At 39.1% G+C, this 26,081-nt stretch carries 20 protein-coding genes; 9 read left to right on the top strand and 11 right to left on the bottom strand.

Annotation, left to right across the window (positions count from 1 at the left end; genetic code table 11):
* The first annotated feature begins 51 nt into the window (after window positions 1–51).
* The 3 genes from HA632_RS09045 to HA632_RS09055 all read left to right on the top strand — a co-directional run bounded on the left by HA632_RS09045 (window position 52) and on the right by HA632_RS09055 (window position 2,720).
* Window positions 52–561, top strand: a complete 510-nt coding sequence (locus HA632_RS09045) for a hypothetical protein (protein ID WP_217902843.1) — start codon at window positions 52–54, stop codon at window positions 559–561.
* 18 nt (window positions 562–579) lie between these two features.
* Window positions 580–1,545, top strand: coding sequence for an OmpA family protein (locus HA632_RS09050; protein ID WP_176306856.1), 966 nt, complete (start codon window positions 580–582; stop codon window positions 1,543–1,545).
* A 140-nt stretch (window positions 1,546–1,685) separates the two neighbouring features.
* Complete coding sequence (locus HA632_RS09055; RefSeq protein WP_176306857.1) at window positions 1,686–2,720, top strand: NADP(H)-dependent aldo-keto reductase; 1,035 nt, start codon at window positions 1,686–1,688, stop codon at window positions 2,718–2,720.
* Here the strand turns inward: HA632_RS09055 and HA632_RS09060 are convergent.
* From HA632_RS09060 to panC, 11 genes are all read right to left on the bottom strand, one after another.
* Entirely contained in the window at window positions 2,717–3,340 is a 624-nt protein-coding gene (locus HA632_RS09060) for a murein L,D-transpeptidase catalytic domain-containing protein (protein WP_176306858.1), read from the bottom strand. The genes HA632_RS09055 and HA632_RS09060 overlap by 4 nt on opposite strands.
* Window positions 3,341–3,345: 5 nt before the next feature.
* Window positions 3,346–4,719: a sorbosone dehydrogenase family protein gene (locus HA632_RS09065; protein WP_176306859.1), complete on the bottom strand. Its 1,374-nt coding sequence runs from the start codon at window positions 4,717–4,719 to the stop codon at window positions 3,346–3,348.
* 101 nt (window positions 4,720–4,820) lie between these two features.
* On the bottom strand, window positions 4,821–6,140 hold the full coding sequence (locus HA632_RS09070) for an OmpA family protein (RefSeq protein ID WP_176306860.1): 1,320 nt from the start codon (window positions 6,138–6,140) through the stop codon (window positions 4,821–4,823).
* Window positions 6,141–6,142: 2 nt separating this feature from the next.
* Window positions 6,143–7,762 carry a DUF4139 domain-containing protein gene (locus HA632_RS09075; RefSeq protein WP_176306861.1) on the bottom strand — a complete coding sequence of 540 codons (1,620 nt, stop codon included), beginning with the start codon at window positions 7,760–7,762 and terminating at the stop codon, window positions 6,143–6,145.
* Between the two features lie 71 nt (window positions 7,763–7,833).
* Window positions 7,834–9,786 (bottom strand): transglycosylase domain-containing protein, encoded by a 1,953-nt coding sequence (locus HA632_RS09080; protein ID WP_176306862.1) that lies wholly within the window; start codon window positions 9,784–9,786, stop codon window positions 7,834–7,836.
* A complete protein-coding gene (locus HA632_RS09085) occupies window positions 9,786–10,250 on the bottom strand; it encodes a hypothetical protein (RefSeq protein ID WP_176306863.1) in 465 nt (154 codons plus the stop codon). The genes HA632_RS09080 and HA632_RS09085 overlap by 1 nt, the downstream gene beginning before the upstream one ends.
* A gap of 128 nt (window positions 10,251–10,378) precedes the next feature.
* The gene (radA, locus tag HA632_RS09090; protein ID WP_176306864.1) at window positions 10,379–11,740 is read right to left on the bottom strand and encodes a DNA repair protein RadA; all 1,362 of its coding nucleotides are present in this window, start codon (window positions 11,738–11,740) and stop codon (window positions 10,379–10,381) included.
* A gap of 11 nt (window positions 11,741–11,751) precedes the next feature.
* Window positions 11,752–12,999 carry an alpha/beta hydrolase-fold protein gene (locus HA632_RS09095; RefSeq protein WP_176306865.1) on the bottom strand — a complete coding sequence of 416 codons (1,248 nt, stop codon included), beginning with the start codon at window positions 12,997–12,999 and terminating at the stop codon, window positions 11,752–11,754.
* A 57-nt stretch (window positions 13,000–13,056) separates the two neighbouring features.
* Entirely contained in the window at window positions 13,057–14,022 is a 966-nt protein-coding gene (locus HA632_RS09100; RefSeq protein WP_176306866.1) for a lysylphosphatidylglycerol synthase transmembrane domain-containing protein, read from the bottom strand.
* Window positions 14,023–14,026: 4 nt separating this feature from the next.
* Complete coding sequence (gene panD, locus HA632_RS09105; RefSeq protein WP_176306867.1) at window positions 14,027–14,377, bottom strand: aspartate 1-decarboxylase; 351 nt, start codon at window positions 14,375–14,377, stop codon at window positions 14,027–14,029.
* Between the two features lie 14 nt (window positions 14,378–14,391).
* Window positions 14,392–15,240 carry a pantoate--beta-alanine ligase gene (gene panC, locus HA632_RS09110; RefSeq protein ID WP_176306868.1) on the bottom strand — a complete coding sequence of 283 codons (849 nt, stop codon included), beginning with the start codon at window positions 15,238–15,240 and terminating at the stop codon, window positions 14,392–14,394.
* A 106-nt stretch (window positions 15,241–15,346) separates the two neighbouring features.
* On the opposite strand from panC, the gene HA632_RS09115 reads away from it, so the two are divergent.
* The 6 genes from HA632_RS09115 to atpD all read left to right on the top strand — a co-directional run bounded on the left by HA632_RS09115 (window position 15,347) and on the right by atpD (window position 26,028).
* Complete coding sequence (locus HA632_RS09115) at window positions 15,347–16,153, top strand: glycogen/starch synthase (RefSeq protein ID WP_176306869.1); 807 nt, start codon at window positions 15,347–15,349, stop codon at window positions 16,151–16,153.
* An 18-nt stretch (window positions 16,154–16,171) separates the two neighbouring features.
* The gene (locus HA632_RS09120) at window positions 16,172–17,821 is read left to right on the top strand and encodes a DUF4270 domain-containing protein (protein ID WP_176306870.1); all 1,650 of its coding nucleotides are present in this window, start codon (window positions 16,172–16,174) and stop codon (window positions 17,819–17,821) included.
* An 11-nt stretch (window positions 17,822–17,832) separates the two neighbouring features.
* The gene (gene glmS, locus HA632_RS09125) at window positions 17,833–19,680 is read left to right on the top strand and encodes a glutamine--fructose-6-phosphate transaminase (isomerizing) (protein WP_176306871.1); all 1,848 of its coding nucleotides are present in this window, start codon (window positions 17,833–17,835) and stop codon (window positions 19,678–19,680) included.
* A 283-nt stretch (window positions 19,681–19,963) separates the two neighbouring features.
* The gene (locus tag HA632_RS09130; protein ID WP_176306872.1) at window positions 19,964–22,822 is read left to right on the top strand and encodes a TonB-dependent receptor; all 2,859 of its coding nucleotides are present in this window, start codon (window positions 19,964–19,966) and stop codon (window positions 22,820–22,822) included.
* 30 nt (window positions 22,823–22,852) lie between these two features.
* Complete coding sequence (locus HA632_RS09135; protein WP_176306873.1) at window positions 22,853–24,298, top strand: G-D-S-L family lipolytic protein; 1,446 nt, start codon at window positions 22,853–22,855, stop codon at window positions 24,296–24,298.
* 218 nt (window positions 24,299–24,516) lie between these two features.
* Complete coding sequence (gene atpD, locus HA632_RS09140; RefSeq protein ID WP_176306874.1) at window positions 24,517–26,028, top strand: F0F1 ATP synthase subunit beta; 1,512 nt, start codon at window positions 24,517–24,519, stop codon at window positions 26,026–26,028.
* Window positions 26,029–26,081: the final 53 nt, after the last annotated feature.

Genomic DNA, 26,081 nt, shown 5'->3' on the forward strand with positions numbered 1-26,081 from the left:
CCGGAGGAAAAGTACTGCGTAATTTGCGGTAATTTATTGCCAATCAGAGAATTGGAAAAAACGGAATTGGAAAAAACAGAAGCGGTAGTATTTGGTTATAAGCCAAAGAAAAATGTACATCCCATACTATTAGTAATTTTTGTAGTTTGTTTTTGGGGTGCTTTTTTTGGAGTATACACTTTACTAAATCCGTCAGTTGATGCACTAAATCCGTCAGTTGATTTACTAAATCAGCCAGTTGATGAGGAGCTGGCCAAAGTGGCAGAGGACATGAACAGAGGTTGTCCTTTTCAGGTTGATGAAATAACGGTGTTGGTAAATGTTAAGGCATTGCCGAACAAAACCCTTCAGTACAACTACAAATTAAATGATATCACAAAAGCAGAAATCAATTTAGATACGATAAAAAAATATGTTTTCCCCAATCTTTTAAAAAACACAAGGGAGAATCCGGAAGGCCAATCATTACGAGATAAACAAGTTACCATCAAGTATAATTACTCAGATAAAAATGGAGAACACGTTACGGAATATGTAGTTACTCCAGATATGTACAATTAAAATAAAACAAAATAACTTATGATAAAAAGAATAATTTTAGGAGTAGCCGCATTGACTTTGATGTCTTCTTGTGTGTCCAAAAAAATCTACAACGATTTAGAAAACAAATACACTGATTTGAAAAAAGAGAACCGCTCGCTTTCCGACGAGGTGGATGAATTGCACAAAGCCAATGCCGAGTTTGATTCGGTTAATAAATCATTGATGGCAGAATTGACCAAACTCAAAGCCGATAGAGACAAATTGCAAGCCGATTGTACGGCCACAGCTAATAATTTAAAGACTTTACAAGAATCGTATGCGGCCTTAGAGAAAAACAGCAACGATGCTTTGGAAACCAACATGAATAAAAACCGAGAGTTGTTGGCACAACTGGAGGCTAAAGAAAAAGCCTTGGCAGCTGAGCAAGACCGTTTGAATAAATTGAGAGACCAATTGGCTTCGAGTACTCAAAGATTAAACGAATTGGAAAGCATGATTGCGGCCAAAGATGCGGCTATGAAAAAACTAAAAGATACGTTGTCAAAAGCGCTGAATGCCTTTGAAGGTAAAGGATTGACGGTAGAAATGAAGAACGGAAAAGTGTATGTTTCTATGGAAAACAAATTGTTGTTCCAAACCGGAAGTTGGGCTGTAGGTTCAGAAGGAAGAAAAGCGGTAGTGGAAGTAGGGAAAGTATTGGCTCAGAATCCGGACATTACGGTTTTAATTGAAGGCCATACCGATAATGATAAAATCCTTGGTAGTATTGGTGGCGGCATTGAAAGTAACTGGGATTTATCGACTAAAAGAGCTACAGCGATTGTAAATATTTTAGGAGAAAATATCGGCATTCAAAAGAAGAATTTAACCGCAGCGGGTCGTGGAGAATATGCGCCAATCATGAGTAATGATACTCCCGAAGGCAAAGCTAAGAACAGAAGAATTGAAATCATTTTAACGCCAAAATTGGATGAGATTTCCAAAATGTTGAATGAGTTTTAAAATGATAATACGGATACCGTGCATCAAAGGTTCTAATTTATTTAGAACCTTTTTTGTTCTCAACGTTTCCAAAAAATGTGTTAATCGGGCAAAATTACGCCTACAATATTTTACTTTTGCACAGCGAAAAAGCAATACCAATGAACTACACTACTTTACCGAATACCAATATCAAAGTCAGCAAAGTCTGTTTGGGCACCATGACTTTTGGGGAACAAAACACCGAAAGCGATGCGCATGCCCAATTGAGTTATGCCGTTGAAAAAGGCATTAATTTCATTGACACAGCAGAAATGTATCCGATAGCAGCGCGACAAGCCACATTGGGATTGACGGAAAAGTATATTGGAAGCTGGTTAAAGAAGTTAGGGAAACGGGATGATTTGGTAATTGCTACTAAAATCGCCGGACCCAATCGCGGGATGGAATACATTCGCCAACCATTGAATTTCTCAAAGAAAAACATCCACGAAGCGGTTGAATTGAGTTTGAAAAACCTGCAAATCGATTATATCGATTTGTACCAAATGCATTGGCCTGAACGCGTGATGAACATGTTTGGCCAGCGCGGAATTTCAAAAATAGACCAACAATGGCAAGACAATTTCTTTGAAGTATTGAACGTTTATGATGGTTTAATCAAAGAAGGGAAGATTAAGCACATTGGCGTTTCTAACGAGAATCCGTATGGGGTGATGAAGTTTTTAAATGAAAGCGAAAAACACAATTTACCCAGAATTGCCACCATTCAAAATCCGTATTCTTTATTGAACCGTTTGTTTGAAGTAGGTTTGTCGGAGATTTGTTTGCGGGAAAATGTAGGATTGATGGCTTATTCGCCTTTGGCCTTCAGTTTCTTGACCGGAAAGCATTTGAACAGTATTCAGCCTTCTTCAAGATTAGGGTTGTTTCCGCAGTTTACCCGATATTCGAATGAAAATTGTTATAAAGCGACCAAACTGTACCAAGAATTAGCACAAGACAACGGATTAACGTTAACCCAAATGGCTTTGGCTTTTGTAAACCAACAAGAATTTGTGATGTCGACTATTATCGGAGCTACTACAATGGAACAACTTCAGGAGAATATTGCGGCTTTTGAAGTGCGACTGTCTCCCGAGGTTATTGCAGGGATTAACAAAATACAAGCGGTATTTCCTGATCCTGCGCCTTAATAGTAAATGGCTAAAAGGATTTTCTTCTCCGAATTATCCAGTATTTTTTCAAGTCTGTTGAAGTATTTTTCATTGACCATCGGACAACCTAAACTGTTACAAATCGGTTCAGCTTGAGGTTCATAAGGAACTTTACTGTAATAATGCAATACAATATACCGTTCAAAAGCCTTGTCATTGGTTTGGCCCAATCCGTATAACTTATACGCTTTTCCAAACTTCCCTACATAATGATGTCCTATGGCATATTTTCCCAAAGATGTAGTGTTGGAATTGGGGATATTGCTAAATTTAAGTTGGTTCTCTATACCGGTTTCCGAACCGGAACCATGGGCTACCAAGCCTTGGTCTGTAATTTTATTTTCTTTTAAATTGTAAACAAAAAAACGAGGCTGACCCGAATTGATTTTCATGTCAATCAAGAAAGCGATTTCACTATTGTATTCGCTTTTATTTTTGACAAAGGTTTTGAGACTGTCCGCTTGCTGCTTTAGTCTTTGATGGATAGTGTTGTCTGATGTCACCTCAAGTACATGGGTTTTAAAAGTTTTTTGGGAAACAAAATGATAACCGAAAAACAAAGCTGCCAGGGTAAAACAGCCCAGAAATATTTTCTTCATACCTGTTATTCCACAGCCAATTTAGATTGAAATAACTTTCCGGTTTGGTTTATTATGGTTACCAAATATATGCCTTTCGAAATACCTGAAACGTTTACAGCGTTGATTTCAGTTTCATTAAGCTTTTGGGTATGGATTACTTTTCCGGTCAAATCGATTATTTTTAAAGAATCAAGCGCAAGTAAAGAACTGTTTTTCAGAAAAAAAGTATCATTGGCCGGATTGGGATAAAGGCTCAAACCATTTTGGCTGAAATCATCTGTAGCTAATGAGGTATCAATTAATTTGTAAATAGTACCGCCATTAAGCACATACAATTCGCCGTCTTTGTCTTCTCCGAAGGTTGTGATTACACCACTGGCATTGTAACCCCAAGTAATGTTCCCGCCGGCATCAACCCATCCGATTTCTGCAGTGCAATAATCGGCAAAAATATATTTGTTGGCAAAATTAGGGAAAGCCGTTCCGGTATAAAAATAACCACCGGTAATAGAACATCTTCCTGTTGAACCATGAGTATAAACAGCGATAGGAGCTACGGTATTTGCATAAGTCGGGCAACCACCGGAGTTGTCATAAGCCACGTTGCCTTCGTAACATCGCCAACCGAAATTTAATCCTGTATTTGGCAATGGATTGGCTGTTTTGTTTATTTCTTCTATGGCATTCTGACCTACATCAGCAGTCCATAAATCACCATTCAAACGGTTGAAAGAGAATTTCCAAGGGTTTCGCAAGCCAATCGCCCAAATCTCATCATTACCGGCCACTCCTACATAAGGATTGGTTGGCGGAATACCATAAGGCGAAGCCGAATCGACATCTATGCGCAACATTTTGCCCAGATTTTCATTGATATTTTGTGCACGATTACCCGGATCACCACCGCTACCACCATCACCCATACCGATATACAAATATCCGTCGGGGCCAAATTTTATAGATCCGCCATTGTGAGTCGAATAAGGCTGAGCAACCGTTAATAACACAGCACCACTTGTAGCATCTGCTACATTAGGGTCTGCAGAAACACTGTAACGGGCAATTACGGTAGCGCCATCACCGGCACGGGTATAATTGACATAGAAATAACCATTGGTAGCATAATTAGGATGAAAGGCCAAGCCCAACAAACCTCTTTCGCCACCGGAGACTATAACAGTACTCAAATTTATGAAAGGAGTCGTATTAACTGTGCCATTGGCATTAACAATTCGGATTAAACCGCCTTGTTGCACCACAAACAGTCGGGCATCATTCGCCGGATGGGCTATTTCAACCGGAGAAGAAAAGCCGGTAGCAAAACTTTGTAATCCGATGGTTTGCGCAAAAGATGTAATCGTCAGAAGGCCAAAAACAAGAGGTAGAATTTTTTTCATAGCTAATAGGTTTTTGGTAAAGTTAAAAATAAAAGCGTTACAATCAAAGGGTTATAAAAAAAACGCAACCGGTAAAGATTGCGTTTTTTAAATGTGTAACATCAATTCAGTTGCTGCAAGGCCGTTTTAAATTCGGCCACTGACGTTTTTTGGAGGTCTAAACCAACACTGGTATTTTTATCAATTACGATTTCTTTTACGGCAAAATAAACTTCATTATCTATACAACTAAATGCCATGAGCGTGGCTTTTTTGCCTGCCGGAATTCCACCCAAGACCAGTTTGTTGTTTTTATCGATATGACCCGACATGATTGAATTGATATCTTTGAAAACCAATCTGATTTCGGGTTTGTATTTCATGTCGACATCGACAAACAAATCCGTTTTGTCAGCCACATCATAGAATCGGTCGCAGTTAATCCAACCTAATTTTGTGGATTTTAGAATGGTGTTACTTATGGCACTTACTTTCTCAGCATCAGTGGTCGCTCTTTTAAAAGATTTTTTGGTCCTTGTTTCGCTATAAATCGTATCTCTCTGTTTTATTCCGTCCTGATAAAAAACCGCATAGCTAGACCAAGTTTCTTCTTCGGTCACTATACCATTGTCGTTTGTACTCCAATCAACACTTTTGTCTTCTTTAGGATAGCCATAAAAAGTTTGCATGTCGCTTGGGTTGTTTTTTGAAGCCATTTCGAGGGTCATTTCTGTGCCTTTTTTCAATTGCAATTCTTCGCCTTTAGAAGTGGCTTTGATAAAAATCATTCCACCACTTTCGAGCATTATACCATCAGACATGGTATGTAAATTGGCGGCCAAAGCCTCCGATTTTTGGTAGAATTCTTGCAGCTCAATATCAATTTTACCAATTGCATATTTGCCATTGGGTTTCATCAAAGAATTTTTCGGAATGGTAATTTTAGTGCCTTCTTTTCCGGTAATTGCGATGATCTCATTGGATTTTCCGGTGAAGAATTGGCTTTCCTTTTTCAGTTGATTAAAAATGGTGTTGGTGTATTCTTTTTCAGCGAAGGTAAAAGTAATTTCCACTCTACGGTTTTGCTGTTTGCCTTTGTCACTCGCATTTTCGGCTACCGGTTTGTTTTCGCCCTCAAATTTCAATTCGATTTTTTCCGCCGGAATGCCTTTGGCTACCAAATAATTCAACACTTCGTTAGCCCTGTTTTTAGACAAAGTGATGTTGTATTTTGAATCGCCGTCGGCATCGGTGTTGCCATTCAACTCGACCGATTTTAATTGACTCAAATCCAATTTGGAAACCACTTCTTCCAGTTTTGCCTTTGTATTAGCGGTCAAAACGAATTGGTCATAGTCAAAGAGAACAGTTTCTTTTTGGTTTTGAGCCAGAGCCAATTGGCACAAACAAACCCAAAGGAGTATTTGAAAGGTGTTTTTCATAGTTATAAATTACCAATGATTTTGTCTTTAGGATATTTGACTTTGTAACTGATTCGGACTTTCTTGGTTTCGTTGGGTTGCAACTTCAAATCCCACGTTAGGATGCCGGTTTCGGTGTTGATTTTGGCACCGCTGCTTTCGGTCAATTCAATTTCAATGTCTTTGTCCGGACTCAACGGATATTGGTCTTTCAACAACATGCCTGCGGCTTCTTTTTTGTTGTTTCTAATGGTAATATCGAAAGTAAAGGTTTGTTCTTTTTTGGAAGACAAGAAACGGGTTCCCGATTTGTCTACCACTTTTTCGCGTTTGATGGAAATCTTTTTGTCTCTTCCCATGCTCAAATTCAAAGTGTCCGAAGTTTGGTTCGGATTAATTGTGGTTTTGCCCACATACAATCCTTCGAAGATGATGTTGGCATCGCCAGGTAACAAATTGTATTTGGAATAGTCGCTGATTTCGGCCAAAAGAAACGCTTCTTTTTCTACCCTTGGCACGGCATAATATTTATAAGTCGCCGGCAATTGGATGTCTTTCAAAGCCACGCTGTGCGGTTTGTTATTGGACAAAATATCATAGGGAATGTCGATGTCGAAGGAAACATTGAGTTGGTTTTCAACGATGTTGGCGCCGACAGTACTGTAGGCAGCGGCACTTATTTTATCCTTTTTGGCAGAATATCCTTGGGTAACTACAACCTCTTGTAACATATTTGATTTTAAATCGCCACTTCTGTAATTTCTATCGTCATAAATATTTCCATATCTCAAAAACCACGCACTCAACAACGGCGCTTGATTGTTCTGATTGGGGTTGCCCGAAGACAAAGTCAGCTTTACTTTTTTCCAGTCGATGCCGGTGTTTTGCACTACTTGTGCTTTGTACATCATATTGATGGGTGATGTAATATTTTCGGCACGTAAGTCGTAAAATGGCACCCAAGAAGCGGAATTGGTGAGGTAATTAATGTCTAAATTCACGGCACCGGCAAGATCATTCATAACTTGTACAATCAGTTTTCCTCTCGAGTTTTTGTCTTCTTTTTGAGTGTTGATTTCGAGTTTGTCGTTGAGGTTTTTGAGTTTGGCTTTGAGCTTGGTTTCCTTTTCATTCAAGCTTACAATGATATTGTCCATTTCCATGCGTTTGGTTTTGTAGTAGTCCACCAGTTTCATCAACTCGGCGACGTTTAAACCTGAATTGGCACCACCAACATTTTGATTAGCATCCAAAAGCGCTATGGCTTGTTGGTTGGAGTAGGTTTCAATTTGGATTTTCTTGATTTCTTTGTTGACCAAAGCAATACTGTCGCGCACTTTTTTAATCACCGGATTGGTTTCGTCAATTTCGTATTCTGAAATGTAATTCTGGGTAAACTGAACGGATAAAACCGTTACCGAACTCGGAGCGCCAATCTGGACCGTACTTTCATTCAAGTAATCGGCCACATTTTTGATGACAATTTCACTCGTTCCGGCCGGCAAATTGACCGAAGTGGTTTGGGATAATTCGGCCGCGTTGAAATACACTGTAGCGGCTTTGATTTTGGCAGTAGTGAAAATGGGTTTTTGGGCAAAACCAACGGCAGTAACCCAAAAGGCTAACAAGAAGAGTCTTTTCATGATAATTAAATTAAGGTCATACTACTGAGAGTAGTTATAACGCAAAAAGGTTGGATTTAGTATGAAATTTTTTAAAAATCAAACTCCTCCAAACTCAAACTATCATTTTCTATAGTGTTGACAGGCTTTTGTTTAAGGTACATTTTAGCCGGTCCGGAAATGTCCAAAGCAAAGTTGCCCACGGTATCGTTTGCGGTAATCAGGTTTCTTTTAAACATCAATCGCATTAAGAAATCATTGTGTTGTTGGGCATAGGGTTTGAATTTTTCACTGTTCTCCAAACGCGACATAAAGCCTTTGGGTTTCGGGATGATACCGGCCAAGAACAAGCATTGATTTACATTTAAATCTTGGGGTATTTTATTAAAATAAAACCGCGATGCTTCGCCGATGCCGTATACATTCGGACCCCATTCTATAATGTTGAAATACACTTCGAGCATGCGTTCTTTAGAGCTGATGCGGTTGTTTTCTAAAATGTAAACCAACAGGATTTCTTCCAGTTTGCGCGATAAGGTTTTTTCACGGGTCAGGAAAGCATTTTTGACCAGTTGCATGCTGATGGTACTTGCGCCACGGGCAAATTTTTTGGTTTTGATGTTTTTCACAATCGACTGTTTGAACGCCGAATTGATAAAGCCGCGATGACTGAAAAACGACGGATCTTCGCTGGTTAAAACACATTTTTGCAAGTAGGGCGAAATCTGATTCAAAGGGGTAAAATTTGGGTTCGACGGGCCTACTACAATGGGTCGCTGTGCTACACCATTGTCTATGGCTCTATACGTAAACTCACCGTTGATTTTGTTCAAATCGGCTTCTCCGTATTTGGTGATTTTTATGCCTTCGGGTTTTAATTGACTTTCGAAAATGATGTCGTTTGGTTTGTGGTTATTGTATTCAAAATTCAGGGCATAACTGAAATTACCTTGCGCTTCCATCCCTTCAAAATGACGGAACAATCCCGTTGGCAGTGACGTGATAAAGTCGTTGGCGGTCATTTTAGGAATGGCTAATTTGAGCGCGTAAATTTTGTCGGTTTCATTGGTATACGAAACATAAGGATGACACTTGATATTGTTCAATTGCACGGTTGACGTACTGTCTAAAGCCATAAAACGCGGTCCGATTATCCAACGGTAATCAAAGCGCGCGTTTTTGATTACTACATCTTTGCTCGCGATTTTGGCGTGATTGACCCTTAAATTTTGGATGGAAGAATAGCCGTCGATATGTAACTCACCGCTGTACATCGAAAGGTTTTCTAAGTTGAAATGAATGGATTGAAAACCGGTTTTTAGGTTGAATTTTTTATCCAAATAAGGAAGCTGTATGGTATCACTTTTCGGGTTGAAAAATACCAAATCGGCTTTGCGGTCTCTTGGATCGGCAAAACCGTTAATTGCCCATTGCTGCGAAAAACCATCGGCCGTAACTTGAATCAAAGTGTTGAGTTTTTTTTGGGCCAAAGCCAATTGCGTAAAATCAAAAACCACTTTATTACCTTGGTCATTAATTCTAAATGCAAAACCTTTGACTTGCATGTCTGTGGGAACCAAATCCATCAGATTGGAAGTCAAACGATTTAAAAGTTTGGCATAATTCACTTCAGTATTGTCTGTTTTCTCTTTTTTGGAGCGCAGAAAAGCGTCGAAGTTGCTACCTGTTTTGGTTTTTACCAATTGGACATACCCTTTATTGATTTCGAGTTGGCCCAATTGAATATCGCCAATCAACAGCTTCCAAAAGTTGACACTCGTTTTCAATTGGTCAATGCGCACCAAAGTGTCGGCTTGCTTGGGTACCAAAGTGATTTGTTTGAATTCGAGATTGGTTAATCCGTGAAATTCGGCTTTGGCAATAGTGAAATCGCACTGGTAATCGCGTTCCATTTTGGCATCAATACGATGGATGACTTTTTCCAAAATAGTATTTCGAAAAGCAAAAAGCAATATTATTCCGAGCAGTATAACAATACCGCAGATTTTAAGAACAAGGAATGCTTTTTGTTTTTTGGTTCTCATTATTTTGCTTTATCAACGTCTAATCCAATGCCAATTACATTGGGTAAATAAGGTCCTTTAAAACTGTGGGAAACGGTAATCTTGTAATGCCCTTTTTGGAGTTTGGTTTTTTCTCTGATCGCAGTCGTCAAGTCACAAATGTCGCCCGAACAATCGCCGAGATCTTGTCCTTTACGGTCTTTGATTGTCAAAGTAATACCAAAGTTTTCCTTTTGGCCACCGGGACTTTCGATACTGAAATCGATTGGGATTTCTACAAATTGATACCCATACACATGACTGAATTGGAATCGTATGTTATACTGTTGGTTATCATCTGTAATGTCAAATTCATATACTTTGGCATCTGATTTTTCCCAATGGTTGTTTTCGGGCATTTTGTCAAATTGACTAAAAGTACTTGAGGAGTTACATGCGATAAAAACAACTGAGAATAAGGAAAAGAAAAGTATTTTTGTTTTCATAAAAAAGAGGTTGTTATTTATCTAAAACGCTGTTGGTCAACTTTTATTGTTTAATCAAAAGTAAATATACCGACGAGATTTCAATTTATATAATTTAAGGAATAATTTATAGGATTTGAGAATATCAATTACCCAAACAACTGTTCGACTACTTCTTCAATTTTAGAAACCAAAACAATTTTGATTAACGGATTTTTGACGGCAATCTTGTTGTATTTTGATACAAATATGGTCGAAAACCCAAGCTTTTCTGCTTCTTGAATGCGTTGCTCTACACGGTTCACGGGACGGATTTCACCCGACAATCCGACTTCGCCGGCAAAGCAGACATCTTTGCCCACGGCAATATCTTCATTAGAAGACAAAATGGCCGCTACAACCGCTAAATCTATGGCCGGATCATCTACCGAAATTCCGCCGGTGACATTGAGGAAAACGTCTTTAGTTCCGAGTCTGAAACCGGCGCGTTTTTCCAGTACGGCTAAAATCATGTTTAAGCGTTTGGCGTTGTAACCGGTGGTGCTTCTTTGCGGTGTACCATAAACGGCGGTCGAAACCAAGGCTTGTATTTCTATCATCAACGGTCGCATGCCTTCTAAAGTGGAGGCAATGGCGGTTCCGGATAATTCTTCTTCTCGGTGTGAAATCAATATTTCGGACGGATTAGAGACTTCTCTCAAACCCGATCCTTGCATCTCGTAGATGCCCAATTCGGCGGTGGAACCAAAACGGTTTTTGAGCGAGCGCAAAATTCGGTACACGTGATTTCTATCGCCTTCAAATTGCAAAACGGTATCGACCATATGTTCCAAAATCTTGGGTCCGGCGATGTTGCCGTCTTTGGTAATATGACCAATTAAGATTACCGGAATATTGGTTTCTTTGGCGAATTTTATTAACTCGGCGGTAGTTTCTCGAATCTGAGAAATACTTCCTGCGGTCGATTCTATATAATCGGTATGCAAGGTTTGAATCGAATCGATGATGACAATATCGGGTTCGGTTTCTACGATGTGACGAAAGATATTTTGGGTTTTGGTTTCGGTTAAGATGTAGCAATTATCACTGTTTGGATTGATGCGCTCCGCACGCATTTTGATTTGCTTCTGACTTTCCTCACCCGAAACATATAAAGTTTTATAAGGTAATTTTAAAGAAATTTGCAACAATAACGTACTCTTCCCGATTCCGGGTTCGCCACCCAATAAGATTAATGAACCGGGTACAATGCCACCGCCAAGCACGCGGTTTAATTCACCGTCAGTCGTATCCATTCGCACTTCTTGGGTCGAATCAATTTCTTTGATGCGAAGCGGTTTTGAAACTCTTTTGGAATCAACGTTATCGGGTTTCCAGCTCGATTTTTCTTCTTTTTGAATGATTTCTTCGGCTATGGTATTCCATTCTTTACAGGCATTGCATTGGCCTTGCCATTTGGCGTATTGGGTACCACAATTTTGACAAAAAAAAGTAGTTTTGAGTTTCGACATTTAGGGTATATTTATTCTGATTTTTTTTCTTCGGTAGGCGTTTCTGATGGTGCATCTGCCGGTACTTCTTCGGTTGTTGGTGCAGGTTCTGCGACTTCCTCTTTTTTGTTTTTAAGTTCTCCTTTTAAAGCATCGGCTCTTTCGAGCATCATGTCTTTAGTCAAATCCCCGATTTCTTGTTTTTGAAAAGCCGTTTGATAGCTTTTGATGGCTCTTTTGGCATCACCGGTTTTCTCATACATTTGGCCCAAATGGTAATCAGCAAGCATTGCTTTAGGATAATTTTTTCGCGCCAATTGAGACAATTCATCAAACTCTACATACGCTTTGTTTTTCAAAATAGCCGCTTCAATGGCTTTGAAATCGTTGATTCTGATTTGCAGTTTCAGTCCCAAAGAGTTTTCGAGAACGGCATATTTGTCGACTAAATATTTCACATAACCCGAAGGCAGTACGGCAATTTTTTCTTGAAACTCTACGGTAGAAATGGGTTGGTAAACCGAGAAAATTTGGTACAAAGCACTCGGAATGGCATGCAACACTAAAGAGTAATGCGAAGCACCTTTGAACTCTTCATACAGATAATTGAGTTTTGGATTTTTTATATTTTTAGCTGCTGCATCTAAAGCTTGAATGCGGGTTTTCATTTTTTTCATATCGCCTTCGGCGGTACAATGGTAATAAAAAGTCATTTGTTGCATCGCCGCTAATCTTTCCGGAATTTGTTCTTCCATGCCTTCCGGAAGTTCCGGACTCATAGAGATATAGGCGTTGAATATCGGTTGGTCTTTGTACAGATAACAATTTAAAAAAGCCGCGGTCGTATCCAATCCGGCTACGATTCTGAATGGCGCTGTGCGAAAGTTTTTTTGGATGCTCGGAATCAATTCCATTCCCACAAATTCAAAGAAATCGGCTCCTTTTTCCGAAGGTAAACCGGTAGTTTCATCAAAAGTACAATCGCTTTCACGTTCGTTGTTTTTGTTTTGACTGATAGCCACTACAATCACTTCCGGCAAATCGTCCCAATAGTAACCATAACTCAAAGCACCTTGAAAAGCATCAAAAAGAAAATCGCCGTCAAAAAGGATTAGTAAAGGATATTTTTGGGTTTTGTTTTTGTCATACGATGGTGGAAGTCCGATTTTGATTTCGCGGTCTTCGTTGAGTTTTTGGGAAGTTATAGTATCTGTAATGGTTCTTTGGGCAAATATCTGTCCGGAACCCCAAAACAGCAATAGTAAAAACAGTTGTTTCATAGGGATAGAATTTTGGTTAAATAGAAATCGCGCTAAAATGATTAGCAAGATAGTAAATTATTTATTTCTATTGAACACCGGAAGCAAAACATAGGAAATCAATCCGAGTAAGATGGTCAGGATGGTTTGTGAAGTCCAAACCAACCAGCCAAAGGCAATCCCAATGTCATTTGAAATCCCGTAAAGCGAGAAAATCAGAGCGATTGAAAAAGGATAAGCACCCAATCCGCCATTGGAAAATCCTACGGCCAAGCTACCAAAAATAAAACCCATAATCACAATATCAAAGCTTATTTCTGTGGTTTCCGGTAAGGCAAAAACGGCTACATAAAACATGGTCAGATAGGAAATCCAGATGAAAAAGGAATGAAAAAGGTATTTCCATTTGGCTTTCATTTTCAAAATGGTTGTCATGCCCTCAATCAATCCCGATAGTTTTTTCTTTAGTTTTAGGAGGATAGGCCATTCAGCATAAATCCAAATCAGCAAAAAAATCACGCCCATGGCGATAGCGGCCATGCCGTAATAAATGAGGTATTGTACAGAAACATTTTTACTTACCAGGAATTGGTAAATGGCATCAAACTGAGAGACAAATCCAATTAAGACAAAAAGCAAAAAGATCAATAAGTCAACGATTCGTTCCGCAACAATGGTTCCGAAGGCTTTGTCAAAGGGAACATTTTCATATTTTTTCAACAAAGCAGCACGAGAAATTTCGCCTGAACGCGGTACGGTAAGGTTGACCAAATAGGAAACACTAACGGTAAAAAAGTTATTGTAAAACTTAGTTTGGTAACCCAAATGATTGAGGGCAAATTTCCAGCGATAGGCTCTTGACCAATAGCCTACACAGGCAATCATAAGCGACAAGGCAATAAATGAGTAATTGGCCTTTTGGAAGCTGATTTTTATTTTGGCAATTTCTTCCGGCTTCAGGGTAGTGTATTGGTAGTAAATGATGCCTATTCCAATAAAAAGTGGAATGAGAATAGTCAGCCATTTGCTAATTTGCTTTTTCAAGTGCTTAGGTCAGGGAGTTATCTTTTTCATTTGGAAAAACCATCCAGGGTTTGAATGTTTTGGCTTTTTCAAAATCCATAATGGCATAAGACATGATGATGATGATGTCGTCTTTTTGAACTTTTCGGGCTGCCGGACCATTGAGGGTTATTTCACCTGAGTTTCTGATGCCTTTGATTACATAGGTTTCAAAACGCTCTCCGTTATTTACATTAACAATGAAAACTTTTTCGCCTTCAATGAGGTTTGCGGCTTCCATTAGGGTTTCGTCAATGGTAATGCTGCCAATATAATTTAAATCGGCACCGGTTACTTTTACACGATGAATTTTAGATTTTACTACTTGAATTTGCATGGGGCAAAGGTAAATTATTTTAGTGAAATAGTGTCAATCAATCGAATATTGTTAACAAAAACGGCGATAAACGCGCGATATTTTTTGGATTTATTTTTTCGAAGGCAAGGCAGCAAAGACGCTTCGTCGGCAATTTGGAAATATTCCAGGGTAAAGTTTGGGTTTTTTTCAAAGGTTTTCTTTACCCACTTGGTAACGGCTGTAGCTGATTGGGTGGCAAATAATTGTTTGGCTTGCTTGAGGGTTTTGTAAATGATGGCGGCTTCTTTTTTTTCAACCTCAGAAAGTCTTTCGTTTCGGGAACTCATGGCCAATCCGTTGGGTTCTCTGAAAATCGGACAGCCAATTACTTTCACGGGCATTTTGGCTTTTTCGGTCATTTTTTTGACAATCTGCAATTGCTGAAAATCTTTTTCGCCAAAGTAAGCATGGGTTGGTTTTACAATCTCAAAAAGGCTCTTTACGATGGTGCCAACGCCGTCAAAATGTCCGGGACGGAATTGACCTTCCATTTGGTTTTCCAAACCGTCAAAATCAAAATGTTGGGAAACGGTATTGCCTTTATAAATGTCCTCTACGCTTGGCGCATAAACGATAATTTTATCGGAAACAGATTTTATTTTTTCGAGATCAGCCTCTAGTGTTCTCGGATATTTGGCTAAATCTTCGGCATTATTGAACTGGGTCGGATTGACAAAAATACTCATCACCACTACGGAATTTTGCTTCAATGCTTCCGACAAAAGTGATAAGTGACCTTGGTGAAGCGCACCCATGGTAGGCACAAAGCCAATAGCGGTTTCGGTGTTTGAAATAGAAGCTAAATAAGAAACTAATTCATTTTGAGTGTTAAAAATGAGCATTGGCTTTCAGTAAATGAGTTGCAAACTTACTATTTTCATAAATAACTGCATAAAATTTTGTACTTTTGCCTGTTTTTTATTGCCAATAAATAAAGTAAAATAGATTATGGAAGATAAGAGGATATTGTATGTATCATCTGAAGTGGTGCCTTATCTGGCTGAGAATGAGGTTTCTTTAATGTCGTATGACGTTCCAAAAATGGTTAATGATCAAGGTGGGCAAATAAGAATTTTTATGCCGCGGTATGGGAATATCAATGAAAGAAGACACCAATTACACGAAGTTATCCGATTGTCGGGAATGAATTTAGTAGTCAATGATTTAGACATGCCTTTGATTATCAAAGTAGCTTCTATACCCAAAGAGCGAATTCAAGTTTACTTTATAGACAATGATGAATATTTCAAACGCAAAGCGACCTTCAGCGATGAAGAAGGCGTAATGTATCCGGATAATGACGAAAGAGCGATTTTCTTTGCCAAAGGCGTTGTAGAAACAGTAAAAAAACTGAATTGGGTTCCCGATATCATTCACGTTCACGGTTGGATGGCCGGTTTGTTACCCGTTTACATGAAACATTATTACAAAGACGAAGCCTTGTTTTCAGATACTAAAATTGTGACTTCAGTATACAGTCAGTCTTTTGACGGAACATTAAATACTGAAATGATCAACAAAATCAAGTTTGACAATATCCCGCAAGAAGCCATACAGGATTTGGAATTGCCTAACTATGAAAACCTTATTAAGTCTTCAGTTATGCATTCGGATGCGGTGATTATTGCCTCTGAAAACCTATCCTCAAGTTTAACAAAATTTATAGAATCTTCAGGAAAACCTTTTTTACCTTTCGCCACGAAAGACAAATTTTCAGAAGCTTATACCAACTTCTATAAGGAAATGCTTCCCTAAAAATAATTATTAAGATTTATGTTTAAAAAATCGTACGTACAAAAGATTTTATTTGGTCTGATGGCCCTTTCATTATTTGCCGCTTGTGATAAAGATTTCAATGAATTGGGAACAGACATCGTGGGTGATGACCACTTTGGTTTTGAAAGATATACCGGAGCTACCGTTAAAGCTTACAACCAAAAACTAGGCCCAATAGCCTCTAACAATTTACCGATTAATCCCCTAGGGTTTTATGCCAATCCGGCTTTTGGAACCACTCAAGCCAATTTTGTAACCCAAGTGGAATTAGATACTGAAAATCCGACGTTTAATAATATTGACCCGGATGATTATGATATAGAACCTACCAAAATTGACAGTATCATTTTGGATATTCCTTATTTCAGTACTCTAAAAAACACCAATGAGGCAGGTCTTAAAACTTATGAGTTAGACTCTATTTACGGACCTGAAAATTCTAAATTCAGTTTGAGTATTTACCAGTCGAATTATTTCTTGAGAGATTTAGATCCCAATCAATCTTTTGCGGAAACCCAGCTTTTTTATACCGATAAAGATGCGGAAATCAATGCGCATAAACTTCCCATATTATTGAATGACGCACCGCTAAGTGGCGACAATGCTGACGGGCATGAAAACACCCAGTTTTATTTTGATAAAAGAGAGCACAGAACAGTCGCGTTAAACGATGATAACGAGGAAGTTGAAACCAGAACAGCGCCATCGATGAGATTGCATTTGAACAAAACCGTTTTTACCAATTTGCTTTTGAACGCGCCAAGCGGACAATTGGTAAACAACAGTGTATTTAAGAATTATTTCAGAGGCTTGTACTTCAAAGTAGAAAACGGAAATCCGGGACAAATGGCCATGATCAATTTCTTAGGCGGAAAAATCACAGTCTATTATAACGAGGATAAAGAAACTACGACAAACAATGTGTCAACTTATGAAAGAGTGTTCAAGACGCTTAAAATGAGCCTGACCGGAAACACGGTTAGTTTGCTCAACAACTCTAACGAAAACACCGATTATTTAACGACTACGGCCAACAATACCGATGAAGCTTCAAAATTATACTTAAAAGGCGGCCAAGGATCAATAGCTGTGATTGATATTTTCGGACCCGATGCGGATAATAACGGCATAGCCGATGAGGTGGAAGTCATTAAAGCTAACGGATGGTTGATTAACGAAGCCAATCTTACTTTTTATGTAGACAGAACGGCCATGTCTGACCCTAAAACGATTGAACCAAACCGGATCTTTTTATACGACTTGAACAACAACAATATTTTAGTTGATTATACTTATGACTTTAGTACCAATTCTACTTATCCTAAATTCAATAAATACGTTCACGGCGGTATTTTAGAAGCGGAAGATGTAGATAATGGCAGAGGAATCAAGTACAAAATCAGATTAACCAATCATGTCAGAAATCTGATTTCAAAAGATTCTACTAATGTAAGACTCGGTCTTTCGGTAACGGAAAGTATTAACAATGTTGGTTTTTCCAAATTGAGAACGGCTAATAGTACTACAGATAGCGCTCCGAGAATGTCGGTATTAAATCCTTTGGGAACCGTATTGTATGGTACTAATCCTGCAGTTCCGAATGATAAAAGAATAAAACTTGAAATTTATTATACCAAACCTGATTAATACGTAAAGTTATGTGTGGAATTGTAGGCTACATTGGTTACAGAGAAGCGTATCCAATTGTGATTAAAGGGTTAAAAAGATTAGAATACAGAGGTTATGACAGTGCCGGAATCATGCTTTGCGATGGTAAAGAGATCAGCATTGCCAAAACCAAAGGAAAAGTTTCTGACTTGGAAGAAAAATCAAAAGATTTGGCAGCTTCCAAAGCTACGATCGGAATGGGTCATACACGCTGGGCAACCCATGGTGTTCCCAATGATGTCAATTCCCATCCGCACGTTTCCAACTCAGGGAACTTAGTGATTATCCACAACGGAATCATAGAAAACTATGAGCCTTTAAAAAAGGAATTGCTCAAAAGAGGCTATACTTTTACTTCAGACACCGATACTGAGGTGTTGGTCAACTTAATAGAAGAGGTTAAGAAAAAAGAAAACTTAAAGCTAGGGAAAGCCGTTCAGGTTGCCTTAAACCAGGTAGTTGGCGCTTATGCTATTTGCGTTTTTGACAAAGAAAAACCGGATGAAATTGTGGTGGCAAGGTTAGGAAGTCCGTTAGCCATAGGCGTTGGACAAGATGAATTTTTCATTGCTTCCGATGCGTCTCCATTTATCGAATATACCTCCAACGCAATTTATTTAGAAGATGAAGAAATGGCGATTGTACGATTGAACAAGCCGTTAAAAATCAGAAAAATAAAAGACGATACGTTAGTTGATCCTTACATTCAAGAACTTCAAATGAATTTGGAGCAAATTGAAAAAGGCGGTTACGACCATTTCATGCTAAAGGAAATCTACGAACAACCTAATGTCATCAAAGATACTTACCGCGGAAGATTATTGGCCAACCAAGGGATTATCCAAATGGCCGGTGTCGAAGACAATATTGAAAAATTCCTTCACGCCCAAAGAATATTAATCGTAGCCTGTGGAACATCATGGCACGCCGGTTTAGTCGCCGAATACATCTTCGAAGAATTCACCCGAATTCCGGTAGAGGTAGAATACGCTTCTGAGTTCAGATACAGAAATCCAATCATCAATTCGTCAGATGTAGTGATTGCCATTTCACAGTCGGGTGAAACCGCCGATACTTTAGCGGCCATTAAGTTGGCCAAGGAAAAAGGCGCTTTTGTTTTTGGCGTTTGCAATGTGGTGGGTTCTTCCATTTCCAGAGAAACTCATGCCGGAGCTTACACACACGCCGGACCGGAGATTGGTGTGGCTTCGACCAAAGCCTTTACTACACAAATTACGGTGCTAACTATGATTGCTCTTCGTTTGGCAAAAGCCAAAGGAACGCTGTCCAATTCTGATTTCCATCGCTATTTACAAGAATTGGAGGTTATTCCTGAAAAAGTAAAAGAAGCGTTGGAAACCAATGACAAAGCGAAAGAAATTGCGGCCAAATTCAAAGATGCGCCAAACTGTCTTTATTTAGGAAGAGGCTATAATTTCCCGGTAGCTTTAGAAGGTGCTTTAAAATTAAAAGAGATATCATACATACACGCTGAAGGCTATCCTGCGGCCGAAATGAAACACGGACCTATTGCCCTAATCGATGAACAAATGCCGGTGGTGGTGATTGCACCAAAACAAGGACATTACGATAAAGTGGTGAGTAACATCCAGGAAATAAAATCGAGAAGCGGTAAAATTATTGCCGTAGTGACCAAAGGCGATACACAAGTAAAAGAATTAGCCGATCACGTAATTGAGATTCCTGAAACTTCAGATGCACTGTCGCCATTAATTACAACAATCCCTTTGCAATTATTGTCTTATCACATAGCCGTATTGAGAGGATGTAATGTAGATCAACCCAGAAATTTGGCAAAATCGGTAACGGTAGAATAATTTTTTTACTACAAAAAACACTAAAAAGCGAGATTTATTCTCGCTTTTTTTTTGCCAAATATTTGTGATTAATTTAAAGAAAACTTCATTTTGTATGTATGCATATTATTTTTTTTAGCAATAGTGATAAAAAGTTAATAAAAGCTTAAAAAAGGGCTGTATTGTTGAATTGTTAATAAACAAACCAAATAATTAATTATTACCAAAATCAAGACGGATTTTTTGATAATGTAAAAAAAATATTTGTACTTTGGTTCCATAAACCAACAAAATATAAAACCAAATGAAGATTTATTTATTTATCCTTTCATTGTTTTTTTGCGGCCTAACATATTCGCAAACTTCAATTTCTGGTTCGGTAAAAGACAGTAAAGACCAACCAATTCCGGGAGCCAATGTTAAAGTGGCCGGAGAAAGTGCCGGTACAGTTACAGACGGTAATGGAAATTTTACTCTGACTACCACCAAAAAACCACCTTTTGACCTTGAAGTGTCTAGCGTAGGTTACAGTTCGTCAACGGTAAACGTTACCTCCAACAACCAAAACGTAAGCGTTTCATTAACGGAACAAGAAACACAATTAGACGAGATTGTAGTGTCTGCTTCAAGAGCACCTGAGAAAGTCAGAGAGTCTCCGGTAACTATTGAGAGAATGACTATCAAAGACGTTAAGAAAACTGCGTCGCCAACCTTCTACGATGGTTTGGAAAATTTGAAAGAAGTTCAAATGAACACCAGTAGTATGTCGTTTAAGTCAATCAATACCAGAGGTTTTGCTACTGTGGCCAATACCCGTTTTATGCAATTGGTAGACGGAATGGACAACTCTTCGCCTTTATTAAACTTTGTTTTAGGAAACCTTATTGGTGTTTCTGATATAGATGTGGCTAGCGTAGAATTACTTCCGGGTGCCTCATCAGCGCTTTATGGTGCCAATGCTTTCAATGGAATTTTATTTATGAACAGCAAAAGCCCTTTTAAATACCAAGGGATTTCAGCCTATGCGAAATATGGCTCAACCAGTCAGAGAGCGGCTGGGAACAACGATTATCGTGATTATGGTATAAGAGCAGCACATAAATTTAATGACTATTTCGCCGCTAAAGCCAACTTCACTTACATGAATGGTACAGAATGGTGGGCCACCGACTATGATGACAAAACCGTAGAAGGAAGAGACAGAAGTCATCACAATTACAACGGAATCAACGTTTACGGAGACGAAGCCACCACGAATATTAAAAGTGTGGGTCGAACTTTAGTGGGCTTAGGATTGTTACCGGCTTCTGCTTTGAACATTTTACCTAATGAAAATGTTTCCAGAACAGGTTACAATGAAGTAGATTTGACAGACAATAAAGTGAGAAATGCCAAAATTGATTTCTCCTTACACTTAAGACCTTTTGGAAATGAAAATTTTGAAGTTATTTGGCAAAGTAAATTCGGATTTGGAAATTCCGTTTACCAAGGAGCCAATCGTTATTATTTGAACGGTTTCTCTATGCAACAACACAAATTAGAGCTAACCGGTAAAAACTTTTTCGTTAGAGGATACTTCACCACAGAAGACGGCGGAAGTTCTTACGACATGCTTTTCACCGGACTTAATATCAACAGAGCCTGGAAACCGGATGCTACTTGGTTCGGACAATATGCAGGAGCCTATGTGCAATCTACTTTGTTGGGCGCAACTCCTACACAAGCGCATGCCGCTGCAAGAGGGGTAGCTGACACCGGAAGATTTTTGCCGGGAACTCCTGAGTTCCAAAACGCATTCAATCAAGTAATCTCTAATCCCGATGTATTGTCGGGGTCTAAATTGGTGGACAATTCAAAAATTTACCACTCCGATGCCAATTACAACTTTAGAGATTTAATCAAAGTGGCCGAAATTCAAGTCGGTGGTTCTTACAGAAGATATGACCTAAATTCTTTCGGAAGAATTTATACCGATACACCACAATTTGGTGGAATTAAATATGATGAATACGGGGCATATACTCAAGTACAGAAAAAATTTATGGAAGACCGCTTGAAATTCACCGGTTCTGTTCGTTATGACAAAGCTGAAAACTTCGACGGAAATTATTCACCTAGAGTTTCCTTAGTATACAGTGCAGGTGAAGCTAAAAACCATATTTTCAGAGGATCATTCCAAACCGGTTTCCGCAATCCGACTACCCAAGACCAATACATCGGGTTCAACGTAGGGAATGCTATTTTACTGGGTTCTGCACCGGATAACTTAACAAGATATGTTGAAACTTTAAATGTTAGCAATGGCGCTGACTTCCAAGGCCAAAATTATGCTGGCGGAGCAACCGCAACAATTGATGGAACGGATGCTTATTTTAACTCCTATACCGCTGAATCAGCAACAGCATTTGCTGCATTAGCACCTACTGATCCTGTAGCTGCCGCTGCTTTATTGGTAAGAACAGATGTTGATTTGGTTAAACCGGAGCAAGTTAAAGCATTTGAATTAGGCTATAGAGGAGAATTCAAAGGTTTCAATATTGATGTGAATGGATATTACAATATTTATAATGACTTTATCGGGAATTTAACGGTTATTGCTCCTTTATATGGTGTGGCTCAAGATTCACCTACGCCTTATACAAGTCCTGCACCAACCAATGATTTAGGAACTCAGTCAGTACATGCTTTAGTGTACGGGAACACAAGAGCTTTCCAATTGTATACCAATACCGATATTGAAATTAAATCTTTAGGTTTTGGATTTGGTGTAACTAAAAAATTACCAAGAAACTTTGAAGTGTCAGCCAATTATAACTATGCTGAATTTGATTTTGACCAAGCCAAAGACCCAAGTTTTGAAGCAGGTTTCAACACTCCGAAACACAGAGCAAAAGCGTCTATCAGCAACGATAATTTATTCAAAAACTTCGGATTTAATATCAGTGGAAGATGGAGCGATGAATATTACTGGGAGTCAACTTTCGCAGACGGAATGATTGATGCGGCTACTGTTATCGATGCGCAAATCAGTTATGGTCTTCCATCTTTGAAATCAGTTGTAAAACTTGGAGCAACCAACATAGGCGGAAAAGAATACAGACAACTTATTGGGCCTGGATTAATTGGTCAACAATACTTCTTGTCTTTAACTATCAACCCATAATTCAAACCAAATTATTAAATTATAATAGTTATGATAAAAAATTTCAAATGGCTACTATTAGTGTCTTTAACCTTTGTAGCATGTAATAGCGAAGATGAACCTGTTGTTGATCCTAATTCAACAGACGGTACGCCACTTACCGCAGGAACAGCGGATTTCTCAAAATATGTTGCTCTTGGAGACTCCTTTGCAGCCGGTTTTTCAGACAATGCCTTATTTATGGAAGGACAAAAAAATTCCTATCCAAACATTATAGCGACACAGTTTGCTTTAGTAGGAGGAGGCGAATTTACTACGCCTTTTATGAATGATAATGTGGGTGGATTTAGCTCAGGCGGCGTTCAAGTACCCGGATTCGGGCCGAGATTGTGGTTTAATCCTTTAACAAGTAGTCCGCTACCGGTGTCCGGAGTTTCTACTACAGATATTTCCACGCATTTGTCAGGAAGTTTTAATAATATGGGAATTCCAGGTGCCAGAAGTTTTCACTTGACTTTCTCAGGTTACGGAAGCAGTGCAGGAAATCCTTATTTTGCCAGATTTGCTTCTTCACCAACGGCAACGGTTTTAGAAGATGCTTTGGCGCAAGACCCAACCTTCTTCTCGCTTTGGATTGGAGGGAACGATGTGCTGGGATATGCAACTTCAGGCGGACTAAATCCGGCAGATATTACAGCTCCTGCTACATTTGATGCGGTATACAATTCAATTGTTGGTCAATTAGCGGCCGGCGGAAGAAAAGGCGTTGTGGCCAATTTGCCATACGTAAGTACATTGCCTTATTTTACAACAGTTCCTCATAATCCTGTTCCGTTAGACGCAACAACAGCAGCGCAATTAAATGCCGGTTTTGCAGCTTACAATAACGGATTATTATTCGCGCAATCTAATGGTTTGTTATCGGCGGATGAAGTGGCCAGAAGAACTATCTCATTCTCGGCTTCAAGCACCAATAGAGTGGTAATGGTTGATGAGTATTTGACCAATCTAACCGCTTTTGGAATTCCGTCTTATCGTCAAGCGACCAATGAAGATTTAATCGTTTTACCGGCTAGAGCTTTTATTGGAACGACTGTTGGAGGAAATCCTGCTCAAGTAAACGGGGTTTCAGTTCCTCTAGGTGATCAGTGGGTGTTGTCTAAAAATGAAATTTTAGAAGTGAAAACAGCAACAGATGCCTACAACCAAACAATACAATCAGCTGCCACAGCTAACGGTTTAGCATTCGTAGATGCTAAAGCAGTTATGGATCAATTAAGCTCAACTGGAATTGTAGCCAATAATTATACGCTTACTTCAGCTTATGTAACAGGGGCTACTTTTTCCTTAGACGGAGTGCACCCAAGCCCAAGAGGATATGCCTTGATTGCTAATAAATTTTTAGAAGCCATCAACACCTCTTACGGCTCAAACTTCAAAGGAGTGAATGTCGGCTTGTACCGAATTTTATACCCGCAAGACCCGGCTAATTTCTAAACCAACCAAATTTATATATTCCCAAAACCACCCGAGAAATCAGGTGGTTTTTTGTTTGACATCACCCTTACTTCACTTTTAATTGACGATTCATCAAAAAATAAAGAAAAAAACTCACTTCAAATATTGATTTTTCGAAATAGAAATTTTACCTTTGCGCTCTGAAAAAAGAGGTGTTTTTTTCAAACCTAAACAGCTATTTAATAAATACATAAACAATGTCTAAAGCAATAGGAAAAGTTTCGCAAATCATCGGTCCGGTAGTTGACGTAGTATTTGATACTAAAGATGTTGAGTTGCCAAAAATTTACGACTCATTAGAAATCATTAATAAAAATGGTTCAAAATTAGTTCTTGAAGTTCAATCACACATTGGTGAGAACACTGTACGTACCATCTCCATGGACTCAACCGACGGTTTGAGCAGAGGAACAGAGGTTAACGCAACCGGTGCCCCAATTCAAATGCCAATCGGTGCGGACGTTTACGGACGTTTGTTCAACGTAATTGGTGATGCTATCGACGGATTGGGAGATTTGCCGAAAGAAGGAAAAGACGGGATTTCAATCCACCGTCCGGCTCCGAAATTTGAAGATTTATCAACCTCTACAGAAGTTTTATTCACCGGAATCAAAGTAATCGATTTGATCGAGCCTTATGCAAAAGGAGGTAAAATTGGATTATTCGGTGGTGCCGGAGTTGGTAAAACCGTATTGATTCAGGAATTAATCAACAATATCGCCAAAGGTCACGGTGGTCTTTCTGTATTCGCAGGAGTAGGAGAAAGAACCCGTGAAGGAAATGACTTGCTTCGTGAGATGCTTGAGTCAGGCATTATCAAATACGGAGAAGATTTCATGCACTCTATGGAAAATGGAGGATGGGATTTATCCAAAGTAGACAAAATCGGAATGAGAGAGTCAAAAGCGACTTTCGTATTCGGACAAATGAATGAACCACCGGGAGCTCGTGCTCGTGTAGCCTTATCAGGTCTTTCTATCGCTGAGTATTTCCGTGATGGTGCAGGTTCTGACCAAGGAAAAGATGTATTGTTCTTCGTAGACAACATCTTCCGTTTTACACAAGCAGGTTCTGAGGTATCAGCATTATTAGGTCGTATGCCATCTGCGGTAGGTTACCAACCAACCTTGGCTACTGAAATGGGTGCGATGCAAGAGCGTATTACATCAACCAACAAAGGTTCAATTACATCAGTACAGGCGGTTTACGTACCTGCGGATGACTTAACTGACCCGGCGCCGGCAACTACCTTTGCCCACTTAGATGCAACAACGGTATTGTCTCGTAAAATTGCTGAGTTAGGTATCTATCCTGCGGTGGATCCGTTAGATTCTACTTCAAGAATCCTTACGGCTCAAATCTTAGGTGACGAACACTACAACTGTGCCCAAAGAGTAAAAGAGATTTTACAGAAATACAAACAATTACAAGATATCATCGCGATCTTAGGGATGGAAGAGTTGTCTGAAGAAGATAAACTATCCGTATCAAGAGCACGTCGTGTACAACGTTTCTTGTCTCAACCTTTCCACGTAGCGGAGCAGTTTACCGGTATTCCTGGAGTTTTGGTTGATATCAAAGACACCATCAAAGGATTCAACATGATCATTGATGGAGAGCTAGATCACCTTCCGGAAGCGGCTTTCAACTTGAAAGGAACTATCGAAGATGCTATCGAAGCAGGACAAAAAATGTTAGCAGAAGCGTAATTGGTTGTCGGTTGTCAGTTGTCGGTTGTTAGAATAGCAACCATCAACCATCA

This window comes from Flavobacterium sp. J49 (genome assembly GCF_011742145.1).
GTDB lineage: Bacteria > Bacteroidota > Bacteroidia > Flavobacteriales > Flavobacteriaceae > Flavobacterium.

Coding starts and splice junctions, on each gene's coding strand:
- panC (WP_176306868.1), bottom strand. CDS start 15,240: ATGCTCATTTTTAACACTCAAAATGAATTAGTTTCTTATTTAGCTTCT.
- HA632_RS09115 (WP_176306869.1), top strand. CDS start 15,347: ATGGAAGATAAGAGGATATTGTATGTATCATCTGAAGTGGTGCCTTAT.
- HA632_RS09075 (WP_176306861.1), bottom strand. CDS start 7,762: ATGAAAAGACTCTTCTTGTTAGCCTTTTGGGTTACTGCCGTTGGTTTT.
- HA632_RS09060 (WP_176306858.1), bottom strand. CDS start 3,340: ATGAAGAAAATATTTCTGGGCTGTTTTACCCTGGCAGCTTTGTTTTTC.
- HA632_RS09055 (WP_176306857.1), top strand. CDS start 1,686: ATGAACTACACTACTTTACCGAATACCAATATCAAAGTCAGCAAAGTC.
- glmS (WP_176306871.1), top strand. CDS start 17,833: ATGTGTGGAATTGTAGGCTACATTGGTTACAGAGAAGCGTATCCAATT.
- HA632_RS09080 (WP_176306862.1), bottom strand. CDS start 9,786: ATGAGAACCAAAAAACAAAAAGCATTCCTTGTTCTTAAAATCTGCGGT.
- HA632_RS09065 (WP_176306859.1), bottom strand. CDS start 4,719: ATGAAAAAAATTCTACCTCTTGTTTTTGGCCTTCTGACGATTACATCT.
- HA632_RS09120 (WP_176306870.1), top strand. CDS start 16,172: ATGTTTAAAAAATCGTACGTACAAAAGATTTTATTTGGTCTGATGGCC.
- atpD (WP_176306874.1), top strand. CDS start 24,517: ATGTCTAAAGCAATAGGAAAAGTTTCGCAAATCATCGGTCCGGTAGTT.
- radA (WP_176306864.1), bottom strand. CDS start 11,740: ATGTCGAAACTCAAAACTACTTTTTTTTGTCAAAATTGTGGTACCCAA.
- HA632_RS09050 (WP_176306856.1), top strand. CDS start 580: ATGATAAAAAGAATAATTTTAGGAGTAGCCGCATTGACTTTGATGTCT.
- HA632_RS09135 (WP_176306873.1), top strand. CDS start 22,853: ATGATAAAAAATTTCAAATGGCTACTATTAGTGTCTTTAACCTTTGTA.
- HA632_RS09070 (WP_176306860.1), bottom strand. CDS start 6,140: ATGAAAAACACCTTTCAAATACTCCTTTGGGTTTGTTTGTGCCAATTG.
- HA632_RS09085 (WP_176306863.1), bottom strand. CDS start 10,250: ATGAAAACAAAAATACTTTTCTTTTCCTTATTCTCAGTTGTTTTTATC.
- HA632_RS09130 (WP_176306872.1), top strand. CDS start 19,964: ATGAAGATTTATTTATTTATCCTTTCATTGTTTTTTTGCGGCCTAACA.
- HA632_RS09095 (WP_176306865.1), bottom strand. CDS start 12,999: ATGAAACAACTGTTTTTACTATTGCTGTTTTGGGGTTCCGGACAGATA.
- panD (WP_176306867.1), bottom strand. CDS start 14,377: ATGCAAATTCAAGTAGTAAAATCTAAAATTCATCGTGTAAAAGTAACC.